Source organism: Micromonospora sp. CNZ280, from assembly GCF_011759515.1.
The window spans coordinates 676,848-703,012 of record NZ_JAAOYP010000003.1 but is presented as its reverse complement, the minus strand read 5'-3'; the positions used below and the strand labels follow the sequence as shown (position 1 = coordinate 703,012).

Annotated in this window: 23 protein-coding genes; 15 read left to right on the top strand and 8 right to left on the bottom strand. The window is 73.9% G+C overall.

What is annotated here, in order from left to right; all coding sequences use genetic code 11:
- Nucleotides 1–28 precede the first annotated feature (28 nt).
- Nucleotides 29–982: a tyrosine recombinase XerC gene (locus tag FHX32_RS24970; protein WP_167189232.1), complete on the bottom strand. Its 954-nt coding sequence runs from the start codon at nucleotides 980–982 to the stop codon at nucleotides 29–31.
- Nucleotides 983–1,532: 550 nt separating this feature from the next.
- Here FHX32_RS24970 and FHX32_RS24965 point away from each other — a divergent pair.
- On the top strand, nucleotides 1,533–1,871 hold the full coding sequence (locus FHX32_RS24965) for a hypothetical protein (RefSeq protein WP_167187996.1): 339 nt from the start codon (nucleotides 1,533–1,535) through the stop codon (nucleotides 1,869–1,871).
- A 303-nt stretch (nucleotides 1,872–2,174) separates the two neighbouring features.
- Nucleotides 2,175–3,602, top strand: coding sequence for a M28 family peptidase (locus tag FHX32_RS24960; RefSeq protein WP_167187994.1), 1,428 nt, complete (start codon nucleotides 2,175–2,177; stop codon nucleotides 3,600–3,602).
- A 158-nt stretch (nucleotides 3,603–3,760) separates the two neighbouring features.
- Here FHX32_RS24960 and FHX32_RS24955 read toward each other — a convergent pair whose 3' ends face one another.
- The 3 genes from FHX32_RS24955 to FHX32_RS24945 are packed head-to-tail and all read right to left on the bottom strand — an operon-like array spanning nucleotide 3,761 to nucleotide 6,942.
- Nucleotides 3,761–5,080, bottom strand: coding sequence for a DNA-processing protein DprA (locus FHX32_RS24955; RefSeq protein ID WP_208419342.1), 1,320 nt, complete (start codon nucleotides 5,078–5,080; stop codon nucleotides 3,761–3,763).
- The gene (locus FHX32_RS24950) at nucleotides 4,990–6,564 is read right to left on the bottom strand and encodes a YifB family Mg chelatase-like AAA ATPase (RefSeq protein WP_486481307.1); all 1,575 of its coding nucleotides are present in this window, start codon (nucleotides 6,562–6,564) and stop codon (nucleotides 4,990–4,992) included. The genes FHX32_RS24955 and FHX32_RS24950 overlap by 91 nt, the downstream gene beginning before the upstream one ends.
- Nucleotides 6,565–6,582: 18 nt before the next feature.
- Nucleotides 6,583–6,942, bottom strand: coding sequence for a YraN family protein (locus FHX32_RS24945; protein ID WP_167187986.1), 360 nt, complete (start codon nucleotides 6,940–6,942; stop codon nucleotides 6,583–6,585).
- A 144-nt stretch (nucleotides 6,943–7,086) separates the two neighbouring features.
- On the opposite strand from FHX32_RS24945, the gene FHX32_RS24940 reads away from it, so the two are divergent.
- The 9 genes from FHX32_RS24940 (at nucleotide 7,087) to FHX32_RS24900 (ending at nucleotide 16,382) form a co-directional block, all read left to right on the top strand.
- Nucleotides 7,087–7,560, top strand: a complete 474-nt coding sequence (locus FHX32_RS24940) for a diadenosine tetraphosphate hydrolase (RefSeq protein WP_167187983.1) — start codon at nucleotides 7,087–7,089, stop codon at nucleotides 7,558–7,560.
- 148 nt (nucleotides 7,561–7,708) lie between these two features.
- Nucleotides 7,709–8,899, top strand: coding sequence for a hypothetical protein (locus tag FHX32_RS24935; RefSeq protein ID WP_486481306.1), 1,191 nt, complete (start codon nucleotides 7,709–7,711; stop codon nucleotides 8,897–8,899).
- Nucleotides 8,900–9,131: 232 nt separating this feature from the next.
- Complete coding sequence (rpsB, locus tag FHX32_RS24930; protein ID WP_167187976.1) at nucleotides 9,132–9,956, top strand: 30S ribosomal protein S2; 825 nt, start codon at nucleotides 9,132–9,134, stop codon at nucleotides 9,954–9,956.
- 137 nt (nucleotides 9,957–10,093) lie between these two features.
- On the top strand, nucleotides 10,094–10,948 hold the full coding sequence (gene tsf / locus FHX32_RS24925) for a translation elongation factor Ts (RefSeq protein ID WP_167187973.1): 855 nt from the start codon (nucleotides 10,094–10,096) through the stop codon (nucleotides 10,946–10,948).
- A gap of 160 nt (nucleotides 10,949–11,108) precedes the next feature.
- Nucleotides 11,109–11,876, top strand: coding sequence for a UMP kinase (gene pyrH / locus FHX32_RS24920; protein WP_109904137.1), 768 nt, complete (start codon nucleotides 11,109–11,111; stop codon nucleotides 11,874–11,876).
- Nucleotides 11,877–11,955: 79 nt separating this feature from the next.
- Nucleotides 11,956–12,513 (top strand): ribosome recycling factor, encoded by a 558-nt coding sequence (gene frr, locus FHX32_RS24915; RefSeq protein ID WP_167187970.1) that lies wholly within the window; start codon nucleotides 11,956–11,958, stop codon nucleotides 12,511–12,513.
- A gap of 329 nt (nucleotides 12,514–12,842) precedes the next feature.
- Nucleotides 12,843–14,039 carry a phosphatidate cytidylyltransferase gene (locus tag FHX32_RS24910; RefSeq protein WP_167187967.1) on the top strand — a complete coding sequence of 399 codons (1,197 nt, stop codon included), beginning with the start codon at nucleotides 12,843–12,845 and terminating at the stop codon, nucleotides 14,037–14,039.
- Between the two features lie 104 nt (nucleotides 14,040–14,143).
- Nucleotides 14,144–15,295 carry a dual-specificity RNA methyltransferase RlmN gene (gene rlmN / locus FHX32_RS24905; RefSeq protein WP_167187932.1) on the top strand — a complete coding sequence of 384 codons (1,152 nt, stop codon included), beginning with the start codon at nucleotides 14,144–14,146 and terminating at the stop codon, nucleotides 15,293–15,295.
- Nucleotides 15,296–15,326: 31 nt separating this feature from the next.
- Complete coding sequence (locus tag FHX32_RS24900) at nucleotides 15,327–16,382, top strand: DivIVA domain-containing protein (protein WP_167187929.1); 1,056 nt, start codon at nucleotides 15,327–15,329, stop codon at nucleotides 16,380–16,382.
- Nucleotides 16,383–16,465: 83 nt separating this feature from the next.
- Here FHX32_RS24900 and FHX32_RS24895 read toward each other — a convergent pair whose 3' ends face one another.
- Complete coding sequence (locus FHX32_RS24895; RefSeq protein ID WP_167187925.1) at nucleotides 16,466–16,687, bottom strand: DUF2631 domain-containing protein; 222 nt, start codon at nucleotides 16,685–16,687, stop codon at nucleotides 16,466–16,468.
- 307 nt (nucleotides 16,688–16,994) lie between these two features.
- Here FHX32_RS24895 and FHX32_RS24890 point away from each other — a divergent pair, with 307 nt between their 5' ends.
- Together FHX32_RS24890 and FHX32_RS24885 are read left to right on the top strand one after the other, a co-directional pair.
- Nucleotides 16,995–18,575 (top strand): Rieske 2Fe-2S domain-containing protein, encoded by a 1,581-nt coding sequence (locus FHX32_RS24890; protein WP_167187922.1) that lies wholly within the window; start codon nucleotides 16,995–16,997, stop codon nucleotides 18,573–18,575.
- 152 nt (nucleotides 18,576–18,727) lie between these two features.
- Nucleotides 18,728–19,342, top strand: coding sequence for a TMEM175 family protein (locus tag FHX32_RS24885; protein ID WP_167189229.1), 615 nt, complete (start codon nucleotides 18,728–18,730; stop codon nucleotides 19,340–19,342).
- A gap of 24 nt (nucleotides 19,343–19,366) precedes the next feature.
- Here FHX32_RS24885 and FHX32_RS24880 read toward each other — a convergent pair whose 3' ends face one another.
- Nucleotides 19,367–20,959 (bottom strand): phytoene desaturase family protein, encoded by a 1,593-nt coding sequence (locus tag FHX32_RS24880; protein ID WP_167187919.1) that lies wholly within the window; start codon nucleotides 20,957–20,959, stop codon nucleotides 19,367–19,369.
- 90 nt (nucleotides 20,960–21,049) lie between these two features.
- The gene (locus FHX32_RS24875; RefSeq protein ID WP_167187916.1) at nucleotides 21,050–21,772 is read right to left on the bottom strand and encodes a TetR/AcrR family transcriptional regulator; all 723 of its coding nucleotides are present in this window, start codon (nucleotides 21,770–21,772) and stop codon (nucleotides 21,050–21,052) included.
- Between the two features lie 96 nt (nucleotides 21,773–21,868).
- Between FHX32_RS24875 and FHX32_RS24870 the strand changes: the two genes are divergently transcribed.
- Both FHX32_RS24870 and FHX32_RS24865 read left to right on the top strand, forming a co-directional pair.
- Nucleotides 21,869–24,028: an efflux RND transporter permease subunit gene (locus FHX32_RS24870; RefSeq protein ID WP_167187914.1), complete on the top strand. Its 2,160-nt coding sequence runs from the start codon at nucleotides 21,869–21,871 to the stop codon at nucleotides 24,026–24,028.
- A 67-nt stretch (nucleotides 24,029–24,095) separates the two neighbouring features.
- Nucleotides 24,096–25,262: an alkaline phosphatase PhoX gene (locus tag FHX32_RS24865; RefSeq protein WP_167187909.1), complete on the top strand. Its 1,167-nt coding sequence runs from the start codon at nucleotides 24,096–24,098 to the stop codon at nucleotides 25,260–25,262.
- Here the strand turns inward: FHX32_RS24865 and FHX32_RS24860 are convergent.
- Nucleotides 25,240–26,097 carry a YhjD/YihY/BrkB family envelope integrity protein gene (locus FHX32_RS24860; protein WP_167187906.1) on the bottom strand — a complete coding sequence of 286 codons (858 nt, stop codon included), beginning with the start codon at nucleotides 26,095–26,097 and terminating at the stop codon, nucleotides 25,240–25,242. The two genes, FHX32_RS24865 and FHX32_RS24860, sit on opposite strands and share 23 nt — an antisense overlap.
- Nucleotides 26,098–26,165: the final 68 nt, after the last annotated feature.

Genomic DNA, 26,165 nt, shown 5'->3' with positions numbered 1-26,165 from the left:
TCCCGCCGACTGCGCGGCACCGCGAGCGTCAGGCGCGTGGGTGGGCCTGGCGGTACGCCGCTCGCAGCCGCTCCACCGAGACGTGCGTATAGATCTGCGTGCTGGCCAGTGACGAGTGGCCGAGTAGTTCCTGCACCGCGCGCAGGTCCGCGCCGCCTTCCAGCAGGTGGGTCGCGGCCGAGTGGCGCAGCCCGTGCGGGCTGATCCGGGGCAGACCCGCGGCCTCGGCGTACATGCCGACGATCCGGCGGGCGGTGCTGGGGTTGAGCCGGCCGCCCCGGGCGCCCAGGAAGAGGGCGCTCCTGGAGTGCGGCGCCGCCAGCACCGGGCGGCCCCGACGCAGCCACTCGTCGAGCGCCCGCTGGGCCGGGATGCCGTACGGCACGGCGCGCTCCCGGCCGCCCTTGCCGAGCACCCGGACCACCCGCCTGCCGTGGTCCACGTCGGCAATGTCCAGCCCGCACGCCTCGCTGATCCGGACCCCGGTGCCGTAGAGCAGCTCGAGCAGGGCCCGGTCCCGCGACAGCACCGCCGCGGCCGTCGGGTCCGCCGGCGCGTCGCCGCCACCCGGGTGCGCGTCGGCGTTCTCCGCCGGCGTCCGTCCGGGCGTGCCGGGGGCCTCGACCAGGGCGGCCGCCTGGTCGGCGCGGAGCACGGTGGGCAGTTCCCGCCGCGCGCGCGGGCTGGCCAGCGCCGCCGCCACGTCGGTGGGAAGCAGCCCGGACCGGTGCGCCCAGGCGCTGAACGTCCGCGCCGCGGCCGCCCGCCGGGCCAGCGACGACCGGGCGGCACCCGTCGTGCGTTGCTTCGCCAGCCAGCTGCGCAGCACCGTCAGATCGAGGTCGGCCGGCTGGGCGCAGCCCATCCGGCTCGCGTGGTCGAGCAGCGACACCAGATCCGCGACGTACGCCCGAACGGTGTGCGCGGAGCGGTTGCGCACCCCGGCCAGGTGGGCCGCGAAGTCGTCCACCGCCTCGCGCATCGCCGCGGGCAGCGCCTCGTGCGCCGTGCGGGTGCTGCGCGACTCCCGGCTCACCCCGGCCCCGATCGCGGCTGAGTACCGGCCGGGTCGACCGGCGCCCACACCCGGATGACCGGCCGGCCCACGGTGTCACGTCGCACAGACCCACCTTACGGTCGGCGCGGCCGCCGGCCGAGGACCGCTGTGCCGGGCGACCTCCGGCCCGACCACCCGCATGCTCCCGCGCGGGTGGGTGCCTCAGCCGAGGCCCTGGGACCGGATGCGCGGCCCGGGTCCCGCGCGCCGTGCCGGATGGCCCTGCCCACCTTTGGGAATGCGGTCAGCTGGAGCCCTGGGTCCGCGTGCGTGGCCCGGGGGCGCGGTGCCGGGTCGCCCTGCCCACCCTTCCGGACCGGATCACGGGTGCGCGCGCGGGATTCCTCCGACTGTCCACACCCACCAATGATGGATTCCGGCCGCCGGTACGAGCAGACTTGTTCCACGGGGCGCGGTGAGCCCGGATCGGCTCCCACCCGTGCGACCGGCCGAGCTCGACGAAGGGGGACCGGCCATGGGGGTGGAAGTCGTCCTCTACCGGGTGATCGGTGCCGGTCCGGGCCGGCGCCGGACGTCGTACGTGCCGGCCGAGGTGCTGCCCGACCCGGACGACGTGCTGCTGGACCTGATCCGGCGGGTCCGGGATGGCGGACGTACCCCGCTGCTCGACCGGGTGGACCCGATCGGTGAGCTGCTGGTTCCCGCCGAGCAGGTGGCACAGTTGCGCGCTGAACTGCGCTGCCTGGTCGAGGCGGCTCGGACCACCCCGGAGCTGACCCACGTGCGCCGGTTGGACCGGCTCGCCCGGCGGTGCCGGGACCGGGACATGGAGATCCGGTTCGAGGGGGACTGATTCCGGCCGCGGGGTCATCGACCGTCCACCCCGGACCTGGCGGAACAGCGACCGACGCGACCGGTGCTTCGGCCGGTCGTTCTCCCCGGTGGCCCGGCATCACGTCGGCGGTGCGGCGTTCCCTCCGAACCGCAGCCCGCTGCGTCGCCCTCAGCTGGCCAGCCGGCCTGGTCAGGGCGGCTGCACGGCCCTTCGGTGACCCCCGCACGGATCTTGGAGGACGCCGGAAGAGTGGATAGGTTCAAGTTTCCGTGAGCCCGGTCACCATCGGTCGACGGGCTCCGCGAAAGACCAGGAGGAGCCATGACCAACGACGGCCATCCCCTTCCATCCTCGACCGACCCAGCTCGCTCCACCGTGAACCGACGGCGGATGCTCACCATCGCCCTCGGTGGCGCCGCCACCGTCGCCCTGCCCGCACCGGCGTGGGCGGCCAACGACCAGCGTCCCGGCGCGTACCGCCCGCCGGCGCTGACCCCGGACGACCGCAGGGTCATCGCTCAGGTGTCGGCCGAGCGGGCGCTGTCGCACCTGCGCTTCCTCAGTGAGGAGATCGGGCCGCGCATCGGCGGGACGGCGTCCGAGCGCCGCGCCGCCGACTACATCGCCAAGGAGCTGGACCACCTGGGGTACGATGTCCAGCTGGAACCGTTCGCCGTGGGGGACAAGTTCCTCGCCCAACTCGCCTCACCGGCCGGGCTTCCCACCGACCTGAACTGGCAGGTCGGCGCCTCGCCGCACGCCGCGCTGGACACCACGGTCAGCGGCGACGCGGTGGATGTGGGCGCCGGCGCGCCGGAGAACTATCCCGCGGACGTTACCGGCCGCATCGTGCTGGTGGACTACGTGGCCGCGCGCCGGGAACAACTGGTGGCCACCGCCCTGACCCGGGGAGCTGCCGCCGTCGTCTTCCTCGCCGCCGACGGCGTACCGCCGCGGCGGAGCGGGACGTTCTCGCCGACGCTGCCGGGCTCGGCCGGCTCGCCGGTGCCGATCCCGGTGGTCGGGGTCGCCCAGGCGCAGAAGGAGCGGCTGCGCGCCCTGCTCGCCGCCGGTCGGCTCACGCTGAGCGTCACCACCACCGCACACCGCGGTCTGACCTCGCACAACGTCCTCGCGGACCGGCCGGGGCACTCGGCTGCCGGTGGGCCGGTGGTGATGGTCAGCGCCCACTACGACACGGTCGTCGGCGCGCCCGGCGCCAACGACGACGGCTCCGGCACGGTGCTCTGTCTCGAACTGGCCCGGGTGCTGCGCGCGATCCCGGTCGAGGCCAACCTCCGGTTCGTCCTGTGGGGTTCGGAGGAGCAGGGGCTGGTCGGCTCCCGCTACCACGTCCGGCAGCTCCCACCGGCCGAGCGGGACCGGATCCTCGCGGTGTACCAGAACGACATGGTGGCCACCAGCTGGGACCCGGCGACCCGGTACTGGCTGCTGTCGTACACCGGCGAGGCCAACCGGGCCACCGACGAGGTGGCGGCCGCCGCGGCCCGCCTCGGCTACGACCCGCGGATCTCGCCGGTGACGCAGCGCGGCTCCAGCGACCACCAGCCCTTCCAGGAGGTCGGCATCGCCAGCGCCAACTTCTCCTGGCGGGGCGAGGAGACCCCAGCCCGGTTGGAGCCGCCGTACCACACCCCCGAGGACACCATCGCCAAGAACATCAGCCTCGAGCGGCTCCAGGTGTCGCTCGAGCTGATCGGGTGCGCCGCGTACGCGACCGCCCGCTGAACGGTCCCGCCCGTGCCACGGGAGCTGGCGGCACGGGCGGAGCACCACGGCGACGGGCGCCGCACCGGGTCGTACCCGGGGTGGCGCCCGTCGCCGCGCTGGGCGGGCGACGGGCTCCCACCTCCTCCGGTGGCTGGCCTCACCGTCGAACCCGCTGGTCAGCCGGCGGTCCGTCGGGCCACCTCGGGAGCGCCGTGGCCTGGCGCCGGGGCTTCGGCGGCCGTCCTGGCCGGTGGCGGCGCGAGCCGGTAGCCGTCCTCGCGCCGGACCACCAGGGCGAGCTCCTCCAGCATGGACAGCTTTCGCAGCACGGTCCGCACGTCCACCCCGGCCCGCGCGGCGAGCACGTCCACCGCCACGGCGCCCCGCCGGGGGAACGCCTCGACGACCGACCGCGCCTCGTCGTCGAGCAGGTCGGCCGGCTGCTGCGGACCGCGCACCACGGGCGCCAGCTCACCGATCGGCCCCACCTCCTCCAGCACCTGCGCGACCCCGGTCACCAGCCGGGCCTTCGGGTACTCGCGCAGCAGCTCGTGCGCACCGACGGACATCGCCGAGGTCACCGGCCCGGGCACCACCATCCCCGGCTTGCCCAGGGCGATCGCGCGATGGGTGGTCTGCGCCGCGCCGCTGCGCGCCGCCGCCTCCACCAGGACGGTGCCGCGGGTGGCCGCCGCGATCACCCGGTTGCGGATCAGGAACCGTGGCCGCAGCGGGTCCGCACCGGGCAGCCATTCGCTGACCAGCAACCCGGTGTCGGCGATCCGGTCGAACAACGCCGCGTTGCCCATCGGGTAGGGGCGGTCCACCCCGCAGGCGAGCACGGCCACGGTCAGGCCGCCGGCGTTGAGCGCGCCCCGGTGCGCCGCCGCGTCGATGCCGAAGGCGCCACCGGAGACCACCGTCCAGTCCCGGTCGGCCAGCCCGTAGCCGAGTTCGGTGGCGACGTGCGTGCCGTACGCCGTGGCGGCCCGCGCGCCGACCACGGCCACCGACCGGTCGAACGCCTCGGCCAACGGCCAGCAGCCGCGCACCCAGAAACAGAGCGGCGGATCGGTCTCGACGTCCACCCGCCGGTACGCCTCCGGCAGCCGCAGGCCGCTCAGCTGATCGACGCGTGCCGGCCACTCGTCGTCGGCGGGCACCACGATCCGGGCACCGAGCCGCTCGGTGCGGTCCACCGCCTCGGCGGCCACCGCCCGGGCGTCCCCGCCGGCCGACCGGGCGGCCACCGCGGCCCGCAGCTTCTCGTCCGGCGCTCCGCCGTCGAGCAGCAGGTCGAGCGTCGCCACCGGCCCCAATCGCCGGACCAGCCGGTACACCGACCGGGTGCCCGGCTCGGTGAGCCAGGTCAGCGCCACCCGGGCCAGTCGTTCCTCGTCCCCGCTCACGATTCTTCCCCCGTCCTGAGTCCGATCGCCTCCCGGACGTCCTCCCGGTCGGGCCGGTCCCGTCCGTCCAGGTCGGCGATGGTCCAGGCGAGGCGGATGATCCGGTCGAAGCCGCGAGCGGAGATCGACCCGGAGTCGAGCCGGGCCCGCAGCTCGACGGTGTCCCGCCCGTCCAGTCGCCAGGGCGGGCGGCGCAGGAACGGGCCGGGTATCTCCGCGTTGAGCCGGCGCCCGATCGCCGACCAGCGGGCGGCCGCCGCCTGCCGGGCCGCCACCACCCGCCGGCCGACCGCCGCCGACGACTCGCTCTCGGCGGTCGCCTGCATCAGCTCGGCCGCCCGGACCGCAGGCAGCCGCACCTGCACGTCGATCCGGTCGAGCAGCGGTCCGGAGAGCCGGCCGAGGTAGCGTCGGCGCACCAGCGGCGAGCACTCGCAGTAGGTGTCCCCGCCCGGCTTGGCGCACGGGCACGGGTTGGCGGCCAGCACCAGTTGGGTCCGGGCCGGATACTCAGTGCCGCCCCGGCTGCGGGCCAGCTGGACCCGGCCGTTCTCCAGCGGCTGGCGCAGCGCGTCCAGCGCGCCCTTGCTGAACTCGGGTGCCTCGTCGAGGAAGAGCACCCCCCGGTGGGCCAGCGACACCGCCCCGGGACGGGCCAGCCCCGACCCACCGCCGACCAGCGACGGCACGGTGGCGCTGTGGTGCGGCGCCTGGAACGGCGGGCGGCGGATCAGCCGGCCGCCCGCCGGCAGCAGCCCGGCGATCGAGTGCAGCGCGGTGACCTCCAACGCGTCCTCGTCGTCCAGTTCGGGAAGGATCGACGGCAACCGCTCGGCGAGCATGGTCTTGCCGGCCCCGGGCGGCCCGAGCAGCGCGAGGTGGTGGCCGCCGGCCGCGGCCACCTCCAGTGCCCGCCGGCCCAGATCCTGCCCGGCGACGTCGGCCAGATCGGGGCTGTCCCCGGCCGGAGGTGGCCCCTCGGCGACCGGTTCGATCAGCGGCTCGCCGTCGCGGACGAAGCTGACCAGCCGGTGCAGGGTGTCCACCGCGCGGACCCGGATCCCGGGGATGACCGCCGCCTCGGCGGCGTTGCCGGCCGGCACGATCACCCGGTCGACGCCGGCCCGGGCCGCCGCCGCGACCATCGGCAGCACGCCGCGGACCGGTCGGACGGTGCCGTCCAGCCCCAGTTCACCGAGGACCACCACCCGCTCCAGGGGGAGCAGCGGCAGTTCTCCGGAGCCGCCCAGCAGTGCCGCCGCGATCGCCAGGTCGAACGCCGAACCGAACTTCGGCAGCGTGGCGGGCAGCAGGTTGAGGGTGATCCGCCGGTTCGGCCAACGCTGGCCGGAGTTGACCACTGCCGCCCGGACCCGGTCCCGGGCCTCGTGCAGGGCGGTGTCCGGCAGGCCGGAGATCACCACCGCCGGCAGACCGGGTGCCAGGTCGGCCTCCACCTCCACGAGGTGCCCGGTCACGCCGACCAGACCCACACAGAGCACCTTGGCGTAGCTCATGCCGGCACCGCTCTCCCGCTCGCGCCACCGTGGCCGCCCGTCGGCCGGCGCCACCCGCTCCCGCCCGGCATCTCAGAACGCCCCCTTCAGGTGCTCCACCCGAGCCGCACCGGCATCGCCGAGCCGTACCGAAACCACGTCGAAGCGGACCTCGTCGGCGGTGGTGCCGGTCTCGGCCAGCCACCGGGCGGCCAGGCCGCGCAACCGGCGGGCCTTGGCCGGGACGACCGCCTCGGCCGGGGTGCCGAACTCGCCCGTGCCCCGGGTCTTCACCTCGCAGAAGGCGAGCACCGGCCCGTCCCAGGCGATGATGTCGATCTCCCCGGCCGGGCAGCGCCAGTTCCGGGCCACCGGGCGCAGCCCCGCCTCGATGAGATGTCGCACCGCGCAGCGCTCGCCGTACGCGCCGATCGCCTGGTTCCGCGTCGTCATGCCGGCACGGTCTCGTGGACCGGCCCGGACGCGCCGCCCCGGCCCGGCCGGCTGTGGACAACCGGAGCGGCTGTGGACGAACGGACAATCATGCCCCTGTTGTGCTAAGGCCCATGCCGTCCGGGCCCCGGTTAGCGTGCGGGGATGACCATCGACTGGCGTAACGACCGGGTCCGCGCGGCGCTGGCCGGGCAGAACCCCACCGTGCTCCGCCGCCTCTCCGCCGGCTTCGCGGTGATCGGCGACGTGCAGTACCTTCCGGGCTACTGCGTCCTGATCACCGACGATCCGGCCGCCGACCGGCTGACCGACCTGCCCCGGCAGCGGCGGCTGGCGTTCCTGGCCGACCTGGACCTGCTCGGCGAGGCGGTGGCCCGGGTCTGCGCCCGCCGTGACCCGGCGTTCCGGCGGATCAACTACGAGATCCTCGGCAACCTCGACGCCTTCCTGCACGCCCACGTGCGTCCCCGCTACGACTGGGAGCCCGCCGAGCTGCGACGGGGACCGGTCTACCACTACCCGCCCGAGGTCTGGCGCGACCCCGCGTACGCCCTCGGATCCGCGCACGACGACCTCCGCGCCGACCTGGTGGCCGACCTGGACGCGCTGCTCGCCTGATCGTCTGTCGCCCAGCAGGGTGGGACAGCCCAACCCCGCCTACCGAGCCTCAGGCGATCCTGGAACTGCGGTGGCTGGCCGAGCGGGTGGAATGCCTGGCCGGGGGGGCGAATGGCGCCCGCGCGACCCGTCACATACGGTGCCGGACGTGGACGGACGACGGAGTTCTGCCGAAGATCAAGAGCCCCGCTGGTACTCCGGCGAACCGGAGCGCGGCTACGGCGAAGCGGACTGGCGCGCGGCAGCCGAGCCGCGGTACCGGGACGACGAGTTCCGCCCGCCGGAGCAGCGCGGCGCCGAGACGGGCCGGTACGCCGACCTCGCCGGCCGTCACGGCGACCCCGGCCCCCTCGGCGCGGAACCGGACTCCGGCCGCTCCGCCGCACAGCAGGACATCGGTCGCTTCGGCGCGGAGCCGGACATCGGTCGCTTCGGGGTGGAGCCCGACTCGGGGCGGTTCGCCGCGGTGGACCCGGGGCGGGCTCCCCTCGGGGCGAGCGACGTCGACAGCGGTCGGTTCGGGGTACGTGACGCCGACGCCCCCCGCGGTGCCGCGGACGAGGACGCCGGTCGGTTCGGCGCGGCGACGATGGGCGATCCGGGGCGGTACGCCACCGCCGACCCGCGGCAGGCCGGCCGGGACGAGCCGGCCGGATACCGGACGGGCCGCTCGCGCCGGGCGGAACCGGACCCGGTGGAGATCTCCGGCGAGTTGCCCGGCGACCGTGCGGGCCGCCGGGCCGCCCGGGATTCACGCGACGTCGCCGCGGACCCGCTGACCGGTGCCGACCCGGCCCGGCCGGCCACGCTGGCCGGGTATCCGATCGTCGAGCCCGCCCGCACGTCCGAGCCGGCCCGCCCCGCGGAGGGGCCCGGACCAGGGGCGGAGCCGGGGCATCCGGTGCAGCCGGCCACCCCGGTCGCGGAGGCGCCGCACCCGCTGGAGATGCCGACCGGGCCGATGCCGTCGGTCGGTCCGCGCGGCGAACCGCTGGCCTACCCACCGGCGGCCGGCCCGGGGGTGCCGGTCGGCGACGGCGTCTACCGGACCCGCCGGCCGGCGCTGGCCGTGCTCTTCGCGGTGCTGGTGGCGGTCTTCGAGGTCCCCGCGCTGCGGGTGCTGTTCACCGGAGTGACGGGTGATCCGGTGTCGGCCGCCGACGTGGTCGTCGGCACCTTCCTGGTCTGCGGCCTGCCGATCTTCGCGGTCGGCCTGTACGGGCTGCGCACCGGTGGGCTGTCGCTGGCCGACGGGGGCCGGGGCTGGCTGCGCCCGCCGACGGCGTACCTGACGGTCGGCTTGGTGCTCTTCGTCGCCGCCGCCCTCGCCGCGAACTGACCGCCCGGCCGGTGCCGCGCACCCGGGGGTCGTCGGGCGGGGGAGGGGCGTACACTGGTCGACTGGCGACCGCCTCGCGCGGTCGACCTCGCGCGCCCTCTCCACGAGCCGTCGTGGGGCGACGGCCTCCCTGGTCCCGATCTTGGTCGGGCCCGCCATGGCCGGCGACCGGGCGCCAGGACGCCCGGCCGCCGGCCGGGCGGGACAACCAGGGACGCAAGGAGTACCCACCATGGCCGTCGTGACCATGCGTCAGCTGCTGGAGAGCGGTGTCCACTTCGGGCACCAGACCCGGCGCTGGAACCCGAAGATGAAGCGCTTCATCTTCACCGAGCGCAACGGTATCTACATCATCGACCTGCGCCAGACCCTCGACTACATCGAGAAGGCGTACGACTTCGTGCGCGGCACCGTCGCCGAGGGCGGCAGCATCCTCTTCGTCGGCACCAAGAAGCAGGCCCAGGAGGCGATCGCCGAGCAGGCGACCCGGGTCGGCCAGCCGTACGTCAATCACCGTTGGCTCGGCGGCATGCTGACCAACTTCCAGACCGTGTACAAGCGGCTGCAGCGGATGAAGGAGCTGGAGGCCCTCGGTGACCTGAGCGGCACCGCCGCCGGCTACACCAAGAAGGAGACCCTGCAGCTCTCCCGCGAGAAGGAGAAGCTGACTCGCACCCTCGGTGGTCTGCGGGACATGCAGAAGCTCCCGGCCGCGATCTGGGTGGTCGACACCAAGAAGGAGCACATCGCCGTCGACGAGGCCCGCAAGCTGGGCATCCCGGTGATCGCGGTGCTCGACACCAACTGCGACCCGGACGAGGTCGACTTCCCGATCCCGGGCAACGACGACGCGATCCGCTCGGCCGAACTGCTGACCAAGGTCGTCGCCGCCGCCGTTGCGGACGGCCTGATCGCCCGTTCCGGCCGCCGCCGGGGCACCGACGAGAAGCCGGAGCCGGGCGTGGCCTCGGACGAGCCGCTCGCCGAGTGGGAGCGCGAGCTGCTCGAGGAGCCGAAGAAGGCCGAGGACCAGCCGGCCGCCGCCGCCGCGGAGTGAGGCGTACCGTCGCCGCCCCGCCGTCCGTTTCGACGGATGCCGGGGTGGCGACGGGCCCACCGGGCACATCCCGCCCGGATCCGGGTAACCGGCACCTCTGACCATCCACACGCCGTCTCAACACCGAAGAGAGAGCCATGTCCCAATTCACCGCCGCGGACGTCAAGAAGCTCCGCGACCTCACCGGCGCCGGCATGATGGACAGCAAGAAGGCGCTGACCGAGGCCGAGGGCGACTTCGACAAGGCCATCGAGATCCTGCGCGTCAAGGGCGCCAAGGACGTCGGCAAGCGTGCCGGTCGTACCGCCGCCAACGGCCTGATCGCGCACTCCGGCAAGGCGCTGCTCGAGCTGAACTGCGAGACCGACTTCGTCGCCAAGACCGACGCCTTCATCGCGCTCGCCCAGCAGCTGGTCGAGCACGGCGCGAGCACCGGCGTGACCAACGCCGAGGAGCTGCTGGCGAGCGAGCTGGACGGCAAGACCGTCGCCGACCTGATCCAGGAGCAGTCCGCCAAGATCGGCGAGAAGCTGGTGCTCAACCGGTTCGCGAAGGTCGACGGCACCACCGCGGTGTACCTGCACCGCAAGAGCCAGGACCTGCCGCCGGCCGTCGGCGTGCTGGTGGAGTACACCACCGCCCCGGCGAGCGCCGGCCGGTCGACCCCGGACGACGAGGCGTCGGACTCGGACGCCCGCGCGGTCGCCATGCAGATCGCGGCGATGCGGCCGAAGTACCTCACCCGCGACGAGGTGCCGGCCGACGTCGTCGAGTCGGAGCGGCGCATCGCCGAGCAGACCGCCCGCGAGGAGAACAAGCCCGAGGCGGCCCTGCCGAAGATCGTCGAGGGTCGGGTCAACGCCTTCTTCAAGGACTACGTCCTGATCGAGCAGGCGTCGGTGGCCGACAACAAGAAGACGGTGAAGCAGCTGCTGGCCGAGGCCGGCATCGAGGTCACCCGCTTCGTGCGGTTCGAGGTCGGCCAGGCCTGAGCCGCCTGATCGGGCGCGACGCGCCCGTGGGCAGGAACGTAGACGAGGAGGCCGCCGGTGTACGTGACAGGCACCGCGGCCTCCTCGTCACATAGGGTCGGCAGCGGCAGTTTCGCGGTTTGCGGCGCACGGGGCGCGCGCGTGGGAAAGGGCGGGGCGGATGACGCAGGTTGTGAGTGACCGGACGCTGGCGGCGGACGATCCGACGGCGCCGCCACCCGGCCGTGCCCGCCGGGTGGTGCTGAAGCTCTCCGGCGAGGTGTTCGGCGGCGGCGCGGTCGGCGTCGACCCGGACGTCGTACAGGCCGTCGCCCGGCAGATCGCCACCGTGGCCCGGCGCGGTGTGCAGGTCTCCGTGGTGGTCGGCGGGGGCAACTTCTTCCGCGGCGCCGAGTTGCAGAAGCGTGGCATGGACCGGGCCCGGGCCGACTACATGGGCATGCTCGGCACGGTGATGAACTGCCTCGCGCTGCAGGACTTCCTGGAGAAGGAGGGCATCGAGACCCGCGTGCAGAGCGCGATCACGATGGCCCAGGTCGCCGAGCCGTACATCCCGCTGCGCGCCATCCGCCACCTGGAGAAGGGCCGTGTGGTCATCTTCGGCGCGGGCGCCGGCATGCCCTACTTCTCCACCGACACGGTGGCCGCCCAGCGCGCGCTGGAGATCCGCGCCGACGTGGTGCTGATGAGCAAGAACGGCGTGGACGGCGTCTACACCGCCGACCCGCGGGTCGACCCGACCGCCAGCAAGTTCGACTCGATCACCTTCTCCGAGGTGCTGCAGCGCAACCTCCGGGTCGCCGACGCCGCCGCGTTCAGCCTCTGCATGGAGAACGGCCTGCCGATGCTGGTCTTCGGCGCCCAGGGCGACGACACCATCATCCGCGCCGTGGCGGGCGAGAAGATCGGCACCCTGATCACCGCCTGAGCGGGCTCCGCGGCCCACCCGACGGTCCTCCGACACCCAGCACAGCCCACGACGAGCACAGAAGGAGGCGAGGAGACCGGTGATCGACGACACCCTCCTCGAGGCCGAGGAGAAGATGGAGCGTGCGGTCGAGCACGCCAAGGAGGAGTTCGGGGCCATCCGCACCGGCCGCGCCACTCCGGCCATGTTCTCCAAGGTCATCATCGACTACTACGGAACGCCGACGCCGCTGACCCAGATGGCGTCCGTGGCCATCCCCGAGCCGCGGATGGCCATCATCAAGCCGTACGACAACTCGCAGATCAACGCCATGGAGAAGGCGATCCGCGACTCCGACCTCGGGGTGAACCCCAACAACGAGGGCAACCAGCTGCGCATCCTGCTTCCCCAGATGACCGAGGAGCGCCGCCGCGACATGATCAAGGTGGCCCGGCACAAGGGTGAGGAGGCCAAGGTGGCGATCCGAAACATCCGCCGCCGTGGCAAGGAGGAGCTCGACCGGCTGGTCAAGGACGGTGAGGTCGGCGAGGACGAGGGCCGCCGGGCCGAGAAGGAGCTGGACGACCTGACCCAGCGCTACGTGGCAGGAGTCGACGAGTTGGTCAAGCACAAGGAGACCGAGCTGCTCGAGGTCTGAGCCGTACGTCGGCACACGAGGCCCGCCCCCGGCCCGGGGGGCGGGCCTCGTGCCGATCCGGGACCACGGCGGCGACGGGACGCCCCGCCCCGCCATGCTGTGCCTGGTCGGCGGGGTGTCGAGCGGGCCGGGCGGGCGGCCGGGACATCGTCCGCCGTGCCGGGCCGGCGGGTGCAGTAGGCTCGGCAGGATTCCCGGCCACCTCGCGGTGAACGGCGGGAATCGACCGGCCGTCGGGTCGGTCGACATGAGGGACAGTCGGGCCGGTAGGGGATGGTTGTGCGTTTGCGTCATGTGGTGGATCTCGAACCGGCTCCGTTCGGTGCGTGATGTCCCACCTCGACCCCTACGGCGGTGAGCCGCGCGGCTGGGACCGGCCCGACCGCCCGACCGCTCTGCCCTGGCCGGAGCCGGACATCGAACCGGCCCCGTGGGACCGCCGCCCGGTTCCCGACCGGTACGCCGAGCCGCGTGGGCTGACCCGCCCGCCGGCCGATCCGTACCCGGAGGCGTATCGCGGCCAGCCGTACGACGAGCGGCCGGCCGGGATGAACGGCCACCGCGATCCGGACGACTACCCGACCGCCCAACTGGAGCCGGTGCGGGCGGACCGCGAACCGGAGCCGGGGCCCGACCCGGAGCCTCCGCGCGGCCGGCGGCCGCGGGGACGGCGCCGGGCCAGCGCCGACCGGCCGCCGACCCAGCCGAGCCGGGCCGGGCGCAACCTGCCGGCCGCCATCGCGGTCGGCCTCGGCCTCGGCGTCGGCGCGATCCTGCTGCCGCTCTTCCTCTACCGGCCGGCGTTCCTGCTGGTGGTCGCCGCCGCGGTCGGCGTCGGCGTGTGGGAGATGGCCCGGGCGGTACGCCGCAGCGGCGCCCACCCGCCGCTGGTGCCGCTGATCGCCGGCGGGGTGCTCACCGTCGGGCTGGCCTGGTTCGCCGGCCCCGACGCGCTCAGCCTCGGCCTGCTGGTCACCGTCCTCGGCACGATGGTCTGGCGGCTGGGCGACGGTCCTGGCGGCTACCAGCGCGACCTCACCGCGGCCACGCTGATCGCGGTCTACGTGCCGTTCCTCGGCGGCTTCGCCGCGCTGCTGGCGGCGGTGCCCGACGACGGCGACCTGCGGGTGCTGGTCACCCTGGCCGCGGTGGTGCTCTCCGACACCGGCGGGTACGCGGCCGGGGTGGCCTTCGGCAAGCACCCGATGGCGCCGACGATCAGCCCGAAGAAGTCCTGGGAGGGCTTCGCCGGCTCGGTCACCGCGGCGGCACTCGGCAGCGCCCTGCTGCTCTGGCTGCTCCTCGACGTCGCGCCGTGGTGGGGCGCGCTCTTCGGCCTGGCGGTCTCGGTCGCGGCGGTCCTCGGCGATCTCGCCGAGTCCATGATCAAGCGGGACCTGGGCATCAAGGACATGAGCAACCTGCTGCCCGGCCACGGCGGGCTGATGGACCGGCTCGACTCGATCCTGTTCGCCCTGCCGACCGCGTACCTGCTGCTGGTGGTCGTCGCGCCGGTGGCGGGCTGAGGCGTGGCTCACGTCCGGGTGTCGGGGTCCTCCGCGAGGCCAGGGTCGATTCGGCACGTCCGGACAGGTGCGTCCGCCATCCGGCGTGACAGACTGGACGCGCCATGACGAGCCTGCCCCTGATCCCCGTTGACCCGGACGCCCCCGGCGCGCGCCGGGCGAGCATGCCACCCCGCCACCTCGCCGACCTCGACCTCGCCGGTCGCCGTGAGCTGGTGGCCGAGCTGGGGGAGCCGGCGTTCCGGGCCAAGCAGGTCTCCACCCACTACTTCGGCCGGCTGGTCCGCGATCCGGCCCAGATGACCGACCTGCCGGCCGCCACCCGGGAGCGGCTGGCCGACCGGCTGCTGCCCCGGCTGCTCACCCCGGTACGGGAGCTGGCCTGCGACGACGGCGCGACCCGCAAGGCGCTCTGGCGGCTGCACGACGGCTCGCTGGTGGAGAGCGTGCTGATGGGCTACCCGGACCGGGTCACCGTCTGCATCTCCAGCCAGGCCGGCTGCGGCATGGCCTGCCCGTTCTGCGCCACCGGCCAGGCCGGGCTGACCCGCAACCTCTCCACCGCCGAGATCGTCGACCAGGCGGTCTACCTGGCCGGGGTGGCCGCCTCCGGAGCGGTGGCCGGGTCGCCGCCGCGGCTGTCGCACGTGGTCTTCATGGGCATGGGTGAGCCGCTGGCCAACTACAATCGGGTGGTCGCCGCGATCCGCCGGCTGATCGCGCCGGCGCCCGAGGGGCTCGGGCTGTCCCAGCGGCACATCACCGTTTCCACGGTCGGGCTGGTTCCGGCCATCCGCCGACTGGCCAGCGAAGACCTCTCAGTGACTCTTGCGCTGTCGTTGCACGCCCCCGATGATGATCTGCGCGACGAACTCGTGCCGGTAAACCAGCGCTGGAAGGTAGCCGAGGTGCTGGACGCAGCGTGGGACTACGCGGCCCGTACGGGCCGTCGCGTGTCGATCGAGTACGCGATGATCAAGAACGTGAACGACCAGCCGTGGCGAGCGGACCTGCTCGGTCGGCTGCTGGCCGGCAAGCTGGCCCACGTGAACCTGATCCCGCTCAACCCGACTCCGGGCAGCCGCTGGGACGCCAGCCCGAAGCCGGTCGAGCGGGAGTTCGTCCGGCGGTTGCGCGACGCCGGGGTGTCCACGACGGTACGGGACACCCGAGGCCGCGAGATCGACGGAGCGTGTGGGCAGTTGGCCGCCGCCGAGGACAGGGACACCGACCGGACCGCGGAGACGACGGCGTGACCGGCCGTAGCGAACGAGACCAGGAGACATAGTGGCGAGTCAGGGTCAGCGTTTCCGGCGTAAGGCGCTCCGCCGGGGATACAAGGTCGACGAGGTGGACGCCTTCCTCGACCGGGTCGAGGCGACACTCGCCGGTCAGCCGGTCGGCGCCCCGGTGGCCTCGCAGGAGGTCCACGACGTCGTCTTCCGGGTCCGGTTCAACGGCTACGACGAGTGGCAGGTCGACCTGCACCTGGACCGCGTGGAGCGGCAGCTCGCCGAACTGGAGGAGCGCGGCGGGCGCGGCGGCGACCCCCGGATGGGCGACCGGCTCGGCCCGCCGGACCGGATGGGTCCGCCGATGCGCGACGAGCGGGGCATGTCCCCGGTGCCGCAGCCGCTGCCGCCCCGGGCGATGCCGGCGCAGGCCGGCCCGCCGCCGGCGGACCGCTACGGCCGCTATGACGAGCCGACCGGCGCCTTCGCCGGCGGCTACGACAACCCGCGCGGGGGCTACGACGCGCCGCGCGGCCCGGCCGGCCCGAACCCGCCGATGGGGCCGGGCCCGATGGGGCACGGCGGCCCGCCGCCGCGCGGCCTGCCCGCCGGTCCGGGCGGCTACGGCCCGGACGGCTACGGCCCGGACGAGCAGCGCTTCGACGGCTTCGAGGCGGGCCGGCGCGGCCGGCCCGACATGACCGCCGAGATCCGGATGCCGGAGCGGGAGCGGGACCCGCGGGGTCGTGGCCCGGCCGGACCGCCGCCGATGCCACAGCAGGGGTTCGGCGGCGCGCCGATGGGCGGCCCGCCGGCCGGTGGCCCGCCGATGGGTGGCCCGCCGATGGCCGGCCCGCCCGGCAGCGACCTCTACCGGGTCGACCAGATCCGCCGCAGCTTCCAGGTGCGCCGGTTCGGCAGCGGCTACGACCCCGACCAGGTCGACCGGTTCTTCGAGAGCCTGCTCGGCGGGATGGCCGGGCGCAACCCGATGCCGGTTAACCCGAAGGACCTGGACACGCTCCGCTTCGGCCTGGTGCAGGGTGGCTACTTCGAGGCCGAGGTGGACGCCGCGCTCAAGGACGTGCAGGACATCCTCTTCGGCCGCTGACCGCCGTCACGAAGGGCCCGCTCCCCGGTGTGGGGGCGGGCCCTCGTACGTCGCGGGAGGTGCGCAGCCGGTGGCCGGCCCGGTCAGGAGCGCAGGCCGTTGCGCCGCAGCACCGCGTCGCCGATGACGATGACCAGCAGCAGCACGGCGAGGCCGACCAGCCAGATGTCCTCGACCCTGCCCTCGTGGTTGCCGCAGATCATCGCCAGCAGCGCCAGCGCGGTCAGCACCGCGCCGATCCGCCCGGACTTGCGGTGCCCGGGCTTGTGCTGGTCTGGCGACGTTACCGGCTCGCTTCCTGCCACTGTCGGTCCTTCCCTCGCGATCGGATCTCTGGTTAGTCTGGCACGCCGCGTACCGGGCCCGGCGCAGGGTCCGACCGGACGGGGTCGAGGCCGCACCCGGGCGCCGACGACCGGGAACCGTCCACGCGCGCGGACCACGCGCCCGCCGGGAAGCGGGCGAGCGCCTCGCCGCCTCGCCGCCCGGCTGGATCGTCCGGGGCCCGGGGCCAGGGCAGAACGGCACTACCGGCGTCGCGGGTCGACGGCCACACTGCCTCCGGTAGCGTTCTGACGTACACCTTGGCTGTCTTCTCGAGGGAGAACTGCGGTGCGAGTGACCGGTACGGGGCACGCCAGCATGCGGATCGACACGGCCGCGGGCAGCATCCTGTGCGACCCATGGGTCAATCCGGCCTATTTCGCCTCATGGTTCCCTTTTCCCGACAATTCGCAGCTCGACTGGGAGACCCTCGGCCAGGTCGACTACCTGTACGTCTCGCACCTGCACCGGGACCACTTCGACGCGAAGCACCTGCGCGACTTCGTGTCGAAGGACGCGACCGTGCTGCTCCCCGAGTTCCCCACCTCGGAGATGGAGGACGAGTTCCGGGAGCTGGGCTTCACCAGGTTCCTCAAGGCGCCGAACGAGCAGGTCGTGGAGCTGCCGGGCGGCCTGAAGATCATGATTCAGGCGTTGACCAGCCCGACCGACGGCCCGATCGGCGACTCCTCGCTCTGGGTCGAGTACGACGGCGTCCGGCTGCTGAACCAGAACGACGCCCGCCCCACCGACCTCAGCGTCTTCGCCGAGCTGGGCCACGTGCACGCGCACATGCTCCAGTTCTCCGGGGCGATCTGGTACCCGATGGTCTACGAGCTGCCGCAGGCCGCCAAGACGGCGTTCGGCAAGCAGAAGCGCGACCGGCAGTTCGACCGCACCTGGCGGTACATCAACGACCTGAACGCCTCGCACGTCTTCCCGATCGCCGGCCCGCCGTGCTTCCTCGACGACGAGCTGTGGCAGTTCAACGACATCTTCGGCGACGAGGGGAACATCTTCCCGGACCAGTCGGTGTTCCTCGCCGAGTACGCGAAGGTCGGCGGCACCAACGGCATCGTGCTGCTGCCCGGCAGCGTCGCCGAGGTCACCACGGAGGGCGCCACCACCACCCATCCGGTGCCGGTCGAGGAGTTCTTCGCGAACAAGGTCGCCCACCTGGAGGAGATGCGGGAGCGCAAGCGCCCGATCATCGAGGCGGAGAAGGCGTCCTGGCGGCACCCGGAGATCGACATCCTGAAGGAGATGAAGCGGCGCGTCGAGCCACTGCTGGACGAGTCGATCTACCTGGCCAAGGGGGTCGGCGGCCCGGTCCGCTTCGACCTGGTCGGCTACGACGGGGAGAGCGTCGAGTCGATCGTGGTGGACTTCCCGGGCAAGCAGGTCCGGCCGTACGCGGACGAGAAGGTCCGGTACCGGTTCCGCACCGAGCGGGCGCTGATCGAGCACCTGCTGCACATCGGCGAGGTGGACTGGGTCAACTCGCTCTTCCTCTCCTGCCGGTTCTCCGCCGCCCGGATCGGCCAGTACAACGAGTTCGTCTACGCGTTCTTCAAGTGCCTCTCCGAGGAGCGGCTCCAGTACGCCGAGGGCTGGTACGACGAGCACGAGCGGGCGGTCGACGCGGAGGACATCACCCTCGGCGACTGGGTGGTGCAGCGGCGCTGCCCGCACCTGAAGGCGGACCTGAGCCGGTTCGGCATCGTCGAGGGCGACCAGCTCACCTGCCAGCTGCACGGGTGGCGGTTCGACCTGGCCAGCGGCCGCTGCCTGACCAGCGTCGGGCACAAGGTCCGGGCCCGCCGGGTCGACGCCGAGACCCCGGCGCCGGCCGGCGAGAGCGCCGGCTGAGCCGAACCGCCACGCCCACCTCCGTACCTGCGCCACCATGCAGGTGTGCCGCCCCGCACCGGACGGACCGGCAGCGGATACGGCGCGCGGGGGTGGGCGTGACGGCGGCCGACGAGGAGGAAAAGGGGTACCGGTACTCGCGCGACCGGGAGATGGCCCGCGACGCGTCCCGGGTGGAGGCGTTCAGCGACGCGGTCATCGCGATCGTGCTGACCCTGATGGCGGTCGAGTTGCTCCAGCTCGGCCCGCGCACCGGGCGGGACCTCACCCAGGCGTTGGCGCACGAGTGGCCGGCCTACCTGGCGTACGTGATCACCTTCGCGATCGTCGGCCAGGTCTGGCTGACCCACCACAACATGTGGCGCTACGTCGTCCGGGTCGACCAGTTGCTGCTGGTGTTCAACCTGCTCCTGCTGCTCTTCGTCGCGGCCATCCCGTTCACCGCCAGCCTGCTCGCGGACAACCTGCGTGCCAGCGTGGTCGACCAGCGGCTCACCGCGGCGCTCTACGTCGGCGCGGTGCTCGGCGAGGCGGCCTTCTTCAACCTGAGCTGGTGGTGGGCCCGCCGCCGGCGGCTGCTGCACCCCGACCTGGATCCCCGGCTGGCCCGCGCGGTCGCGCTGCGGTTCCTGCTCGGCCCGCTGCTCTATCTGGTCGCGTTCGCCTTCGTTTTCGTCGACCCGGTGCTCAGCCTCTGCCTCTACCTGCTGCTGGTCGGCGTCTACCTGGTCCGCGGTCCCGGCGACCTCCCCTCCTCCGCCCGCTGACCCCGGCCCTCCGGGAGGTCGGGGTCAGCGGGCGAGGTCGGTGAGGATGCGGCGGGCGGCGTTGTGGCCGGCGGCGCCGATGACGCTGCCGGCCGGGTGGCAGCCGGCGCTGCCGGCGTAGACGCCGTCGACTCCGGTGGCGTACGGCATCCGGTCGACGAAGGAGACGGTGTTGTCGATGTGGTGGATGTGCCCGCCGGTGATGCCGAAGTGCGCCTCGATGCCGGCCGGCGTCAGCGGCACCGCGTCGGCGATCAGGTCGCCGGTGTTGGGGGCGTACCGCTCGCAGATCGCGATCAGCTGGTCGACGTACCCGGGCAGCGCCTCGTCCCAGCTGGTGCCGGCGAGCTGGTAGGGGACGGACTGGACGAAGAGCGCCGACGAGTGGTGGCCCTGGCCGTCGGAGAGCGACGGGTCGACAGTGGTGTGCAGGTACCACTCGATGGTCGGCTCCGCCGGCAGCCGGCCCGCCCGCACGTCCGCCCACATGGCGCGCAGCGCGGTCATCGGCGACTCGCCGCCGCCGATCAGCGAGGCCGAGCCGGGGAGCAGGTGGATGGTCGAGCCGAACGGGCTGGGCGCGTCCGCGGGCAGGCAGGAGAAGCGGGGCAGGCCGCTGAGCGCCAGGTTGAGCTTGAGGGTGGTGCCGGGACGGCGGACCGTCGCCATCCGCTCGGCCAGCGGCGCCGGGAGCGCGCCGTCGGGCAGCAGGTCCATCAGCCGGTACGGGTCACACGCGCCGAGCACCACCCGGGCGCGCACCTCCCGCCCGTCGGCGAGGACCACCCCGCTGGCCGCGCCGCCGGCCAGGGTGATCGCGCTCACCGGGGTACCGGTCAGGATCGTCGCCCCGGCGGCGCGGGCGGCCGCGGCGAAGGTCCGCGAGACGGTGCCCATCCCGCCCTCGGCGATCATCCAGGTGCCGCCCGAGCCGGGCAGCCGGCACATGTTGTGCACCAGGAAGTTGTGGCCGGTGCCGGGGTCGTCCGGGCCGGCGTTCAGCCCGGACAGGCCGTCGGTGACCGCGTACATCGAGACGAGCAGTTCGGAGCGGAAGTCGAAGCGGGCCAGGTAGTCGGCGACCGAGCCGCGGACCAGGTCGACGAAGACCTGCCGCAGCGCCGGGCGGACGTACCGCTCGGCGGTCTCCTCGACCGGCAGCGGGTCGGCCAGCCAGACCGGCGCCAGGTCGGCGCGCAGCGCGGCCAGCTCGGCCTGGAGGGCGTCGTCGGCGGCTGCGTCGGCGGGGGAGAAGAACTGGGCGAGCTGCGCCCGGGTGGCCGCGGTGTCGCTGCCGAACAGCAGGTACGGGGAGCCCTCGGGGCCCGGGGTGGGCAGGAAGTAGTGCGGGTCGCGGCGCAGCACCGGGATGCGGACGTCGAGCGTGGCGAGCAGCTCCGGCGGCATCAGCCCGAGCAGGTAGGAACCGGTGGAGTGGCGCAGGCCGGGCACCTTCGGGAACGGGTTCTCCGTCCGGGTGGCCCCGCCGATCACCTCGGCCGCCTCCAGCACCAGCACGTCGAGGCCGGCGCGGGCCAGCAGGATCGCGGACACCAGACCGTTGTGCCCGGACCCGACGATCACCACGTCGGCCCGGGTCGGCAGCTCGTCACTCATGCCGCGGGAGCCTAGTGCCCGCGGGGCCCGCCGGGCAGCCCTTCGCCGCCCGCCACCCGGGCGCGCCGCCGGGGCCCGCGCGTGCCGGGCCTACCGGATCGCGCCGCCCGGCCGGTCGCCGCCACCCAGTTGGGCGGCGAACGTTTCCAGCTCCAGCTCGAACAGCGCCTCGGGTTCGGTGACCGCCCAGCTCACCTGCTGGAAGACCTCCGCCGCGACCAGCCCGTAGAGCCGGGTCCAGCCGGCCAGATAGGTGTACGTGACCTCGATCGGGATGTCGCCGTGGCTGAGCCGCAGCGGCTCGAGCCGGGCGCCGAGGCGCTCCCGGAGCAGCTCGGCCGGCGGGGTGGGAAACGGCGACCGGTGCCAGAGCTCGATCATCGGCGCGAGGAAGACCGCCCCGAACCGGGCGCCGGGATGGTCGGGGTCGACGCAGTCGTCGACGAAGGCGACCAGCCCGGGGGTCGGCGCGCCGAAGATCAGCCCGAACTCGGCCGGGTGCGCCACCGACCAGGCCCGGAAGGCCCGGCACATCGCCACCAGTTGGTCGACCGGCTCGCCGCCGGCGGCGTCCCGGGCTGTTTCCAGGCAGCGTCGCAGCTCGTCGTAGAGGTCGCCGGCGAGCGCCGCGACCAGCGCCTCCAGGCTGGGGAAGTAGCGGTAGATGGCCGGGGCGGTCATGCCCATGTCGCGGGCGATGGCCCGCAGCGAGACCGCGTCGACCCCGCCGGTCACCAGCAGCCGGCGCGCACCCTCCTTGATCTCGGCGAGGGTGGCGGTACGCAGGCGTTCCCGCCGGGTCGGTGCGGTCATCCGGTTACCCCCTTGACCGAAGCGAACGCTGTTGCAATAGTTAACGGCGTTCACTCAAATGATCGATGGTCACATTTTAGCCGTCAAGGGGGAGCCATGTTCGCGTGGTGGGGGCGGATGGTGGTGCGGCTGCGCTGGTCGGTGCTCGCCGCGGCCGTGCTGCTGGTCGCGGTCGGCTCGACCTGGGGTGCGGGCGTCTTCGGGCAGCTCACCGGGGGCGGGTTCGACGACCCGGCCAGCGAGTCCAGCCGGGCGTACGAGCGGATCACCGACGAGCTGGGCCCGCAGGGGGCCGACGTGATCGTGCTCTGGTCCAGCGACTCGGTGCCGGCCGACCAGCCGGCCTTCCGGGACCCGGTCACCGCGACCGTCACCCGGCTGCGCGAGCGCCCCGAGGTCGCCAGCGTCACCACCTGGTACGACACCCAGGCGCCCGCACTGCTCGCCACCGACCGCCGGGCCACCTACGCGCTGGTCCAGCTCCGGCCCGCCGACGAGGACGGCAAGACGGCGGCGTACGAGGCGCTGCGCCCGGCCCTGGAGACGCCCGGCGTACGGACCGAGACGGGCGGCAACGTGCCGTTCCTGCACGAGGCGAACCGGCAGACCACGGCGGACATCACCCGTGCCGAGATGCTCTCCATGCCGGTGCTGCTGGTGCTGCTGGTGCTCATCTTCGGCGGCCTGGTCGCCGCGGCCACCCCGCTGCTGATCGGCGGGCTGGCGATCCTCGGCGGGTTCGTCGCGGTCCGGCTGGTCAACCTCGTCACCGAGGTGTCGATCTTCGCGATCAACATCATCACGCTGATCGGCCTGGGCATGGCGGTCGACTACGCGCTCTTCGTGGTCAGCCGGTTCCGCGAGGAGCTGGCCGCCGGCCGGGACACCCCCACCGCGATCCGGCGCACCATGGCCACCGCCGGCCGTACCGTGCTGGTCTCCGGGCTGACCATCGCCCTCGCCATGGCCAGCCTGCTGATCTTCCCGCAGTCCTTCCTGCGCTCGATGGGGCTCGGCGGGATGGCAGCGGTGCTGGTCGCCATGCTCGCCGCGCTCACCGTGCTGCCGGCCCTGCTCGCCGTGCTCGGGCCGCGGATCGACGCGTGGCGGGTACCGCTGCCGTGGCGGCGGGGTGGGCGGCCGGCGGCCGGCGGCGGCGCCTGGGCCCGGATCGCGCGCAGCGTGATGCGCCGGCCGGTGCGCTACCTGGTCGGCGTGGTGCTGCTGCTCGCCGTGCTGGCCGTGCCGTCGCTGCGGATGGAGTTCGGCGGCTTCGACGAGCGGGTGCTGCCCGCGGACGCCGCGCCCCGGGTGGTCTCCGAGTGGATCGCGGCGGAGTTCCCCGGCGGCACGGTGGCCCCGATCGACGTGCTGGTCTCCGGGGCGCCGGCCGAGGCGGTACGCCCGTTCGCCGACCGGATCGCGGGCCTGCCCGGGGTGACCGGCGTGCAGGTGGCCGCGAACCGGGGCGAGGCGACGCTGCTGACCGTGAGCTACCCGGGCGAGCCGACCGGCGAGGTCGCCCAGGACCTGGTCCGCCAACTGCGCGACCTGCCCGCGCCGGACGGGGCCGAGGTGCTGGTCGGCGGCCGCCCCGGCGCCGACCGGGACCTGCTGGACAGCCTCGCCGACCGGCTGCCGTGGATGGCGCTGCTGATGGCCGCGGCCACCCTGCTGCTGCTCTTCCTCGCCTTCGGCTCGGTGGTGCTGCCGGTCAAGGCGGTGCTGATGAACCTGGTCTCGATCGGCGCGTCGTTCGGCGTGGTGGTCTGGATCTTCCAGGACGGCCACCTCGCCGACCTGCTCGGCTTCACCCCGACCGGGTTCATCGAGCCGAGCAACCCGATCCTGATGCTCGCGGTGCTCTTCGGGCTGGCCACCGACTACGAGGTGTTCCTGCTCTCCCGGGTCCGCGAGGAGTGGGACCGGACCGGGGACAACACCGCCTCGGTGGCCGCCGGGCTGCAGCACACCGGCCGGATCATCACCGCCGCCGCGCTGCTGCTGATCATCGTGGTGGCCGGCTTCGCCACCGGCGGCATGGCGTACATCAAGCTGATCGGGGTCGGCATGATCGTGGCGATCGTGGTCGACGCCACCCTGGTGCGGGCGCTGCTGGTGCCGGCCACCATGCGACTGCTGGGCCGGTGGAACTGGTGGGCGCCCGGGCCGCTCGGCCGGGTCTACCGCCGGTACGGCATCCGGGAGGGCGCCGAGCCGGAGCCGGCGGAGCGTCACCCCGCGTTCACCGGATAGAGACTTCCGTCGATGCTCCGTCGGCTCTAGCGTCGACGGGGTATCGACTCGCACCGGGAGGTCTCCGATGGACCGTCGCACCGTCCTGCGCGCCACCGTCGCCGGCGGCACCGCCGCCTTCTCGGGCAGCCTCTGGGCCTGCGCCGCGCTGGCCGCCCCCGCCCAGCCCGGCCCCGGCCCGTACGGGGAACTGCTCGCCGCCGACGGCAACGGCATCCAGTTGCCCGCCGGCTTCACCAGTCGGGTCGTCGCCCGCTCCGGGCAGCGCGTCGCCGGCACCTCCTACGTCTGGCACTGGGCGCCCGACGGCGGCGCCTGCTTCCCGGCCGGCACCGGCTGGATCTACGTCTCCAACTCGGAGATCCCGCTGGCCGGTGGCGCGTCGGCGGTGCGCTTCGCCGCCGACGGGTCGATCGCCGCGGCGTACCGGATCCTCGGCGGCACCAACGTCAACTGTGCCGGCGGCGCCACCCCCTGGGGCACCTGGCTCTCCTGTGAGGAGGTGCCGCTCGGGCGGGTCTTCGAGACCTGGCCGCAGGGCGGCCGGGAGGCCGAGGAGCGCACCCGGATGGGCCGGTTCAAGCACGAGGCGGCGGCCTGCGACCCGGACCGCAGGGTGGTCTACCTGACCGAGGACGAGGGCGACGGCTGCTTCTACCGCTTCGTCCCGGACAGCTGGGGTGACCTGCGCACCGGCCGGTTGCAGGTGCTCTGCGCGCCCGCCGACGCCACCGCCGGGCCGGTGACCTGGCGGGACGTGCCGGACCGGGACGGCTTCCCGGTGCCCACCCGCTGGCAGGTCGGCGCGGCCAAGCACTTCGACGGCGGCGAGGGCTGCTGGTACGCCGACGGGACCTGCTGGTTCACCACCAAGGGCGACAACCGGGTCTGGGCGTACGACGCGGTCCAGCAGCGCCTCGACCTGGCGTACGACGACTCGCTGGTGCCGGCCGGCGCGGCGCCGCTGACCGGGGTGGACAACATCACCGGCACCGCCGGCGGCGACCTGTACGTGGCCGAGGACGGCGGCAACATGGAGATCAACATGATCACCCCCGCCGGCGTGGTCACCCCGTTCCTGCGCCTGCACGGCCACCCGGAGTCGGAGCTCACCGGCCCCGCCTTCTCGCCCGACGGCACCCGGCTCTACTTCTCCTCGCAGCGCGGCGCCACCGGCGACCGCACCGGCTTCGCCGGCGTCACCTACGAGATCACCGGCCCGTTCCGCCCCTGACCGGCCCCGGGGTGGGGTGGGCGCGCCAGCGGGAGAGGGCGAGGGTGGCGGAGTAGCCGGCCAGCACGATCACGTGGAACAGGTAGAGCCAGAGCAGCACCGCGACGCCGGCGCCGATCCCGTCGAAGCCGCCGAAGGGCGCGCCCAGGTCGATCGGGAGCGACGCGAAGAGCACGAACCCGTGCAGGAAGCCGGAGAGGTTCGCCGCGGTGAAGGAACCGACAGCCAGCGCGGAGAGCCAGTCCGGTGAGGCCGGCCCGACCACCCGGAACACCCAGAGCAGCACCGGGGTGAGCACCAGCCACACCCCCAGGAAGGACAGCACCACCCCGAGCGCCCCGAGCCAGCCGCCCTGGCGGACCAGCCCGGTGGTGGTCGGCAGCGCCAGCAGGACCGACAGCAGCAGGGCCGGGGCCGGCGCGAGCAGCGGGAGCAGCAGCAGCCGGCCCCGCCAGCCGACCAGCGACTCGTCGCTGCGCGGGGCGGCCACCGAGACGAACGCCCGGCGCAGCCCCTCGCCGTAGAGCGACGCCGGCAGCAGCGAGGCCAGCGCCAACAGCGGGGTCAGCTCCACCCCGGCATCCACCAGGGCGGCCACCGCCCGCGGCGCGCCGATCTCGGTCGGCAGCGTCCGCACGGCGTACGAGGTGAGCCGGCGGACCCGGTCGGCGCCCGCCACCAGCGCGGTCAACCAGATCGCCAGCAGTGCCACCGGGACCACGGCGATCGCGCCGTAGAACGTGATCGCGGCGGCGTGCAGGGACAGGTCCCGGCCGCGCACCGGGCGGAACGCCGCGGCGCCGATCCGCCTCACCCGCCGCCACCCGTCGCCCATCCCGGCTCCGTACCCCCTCGCGGCAGCCGTCACTCATCAAGATCTCCGCGGTCCGGGCAGGCGGCCGA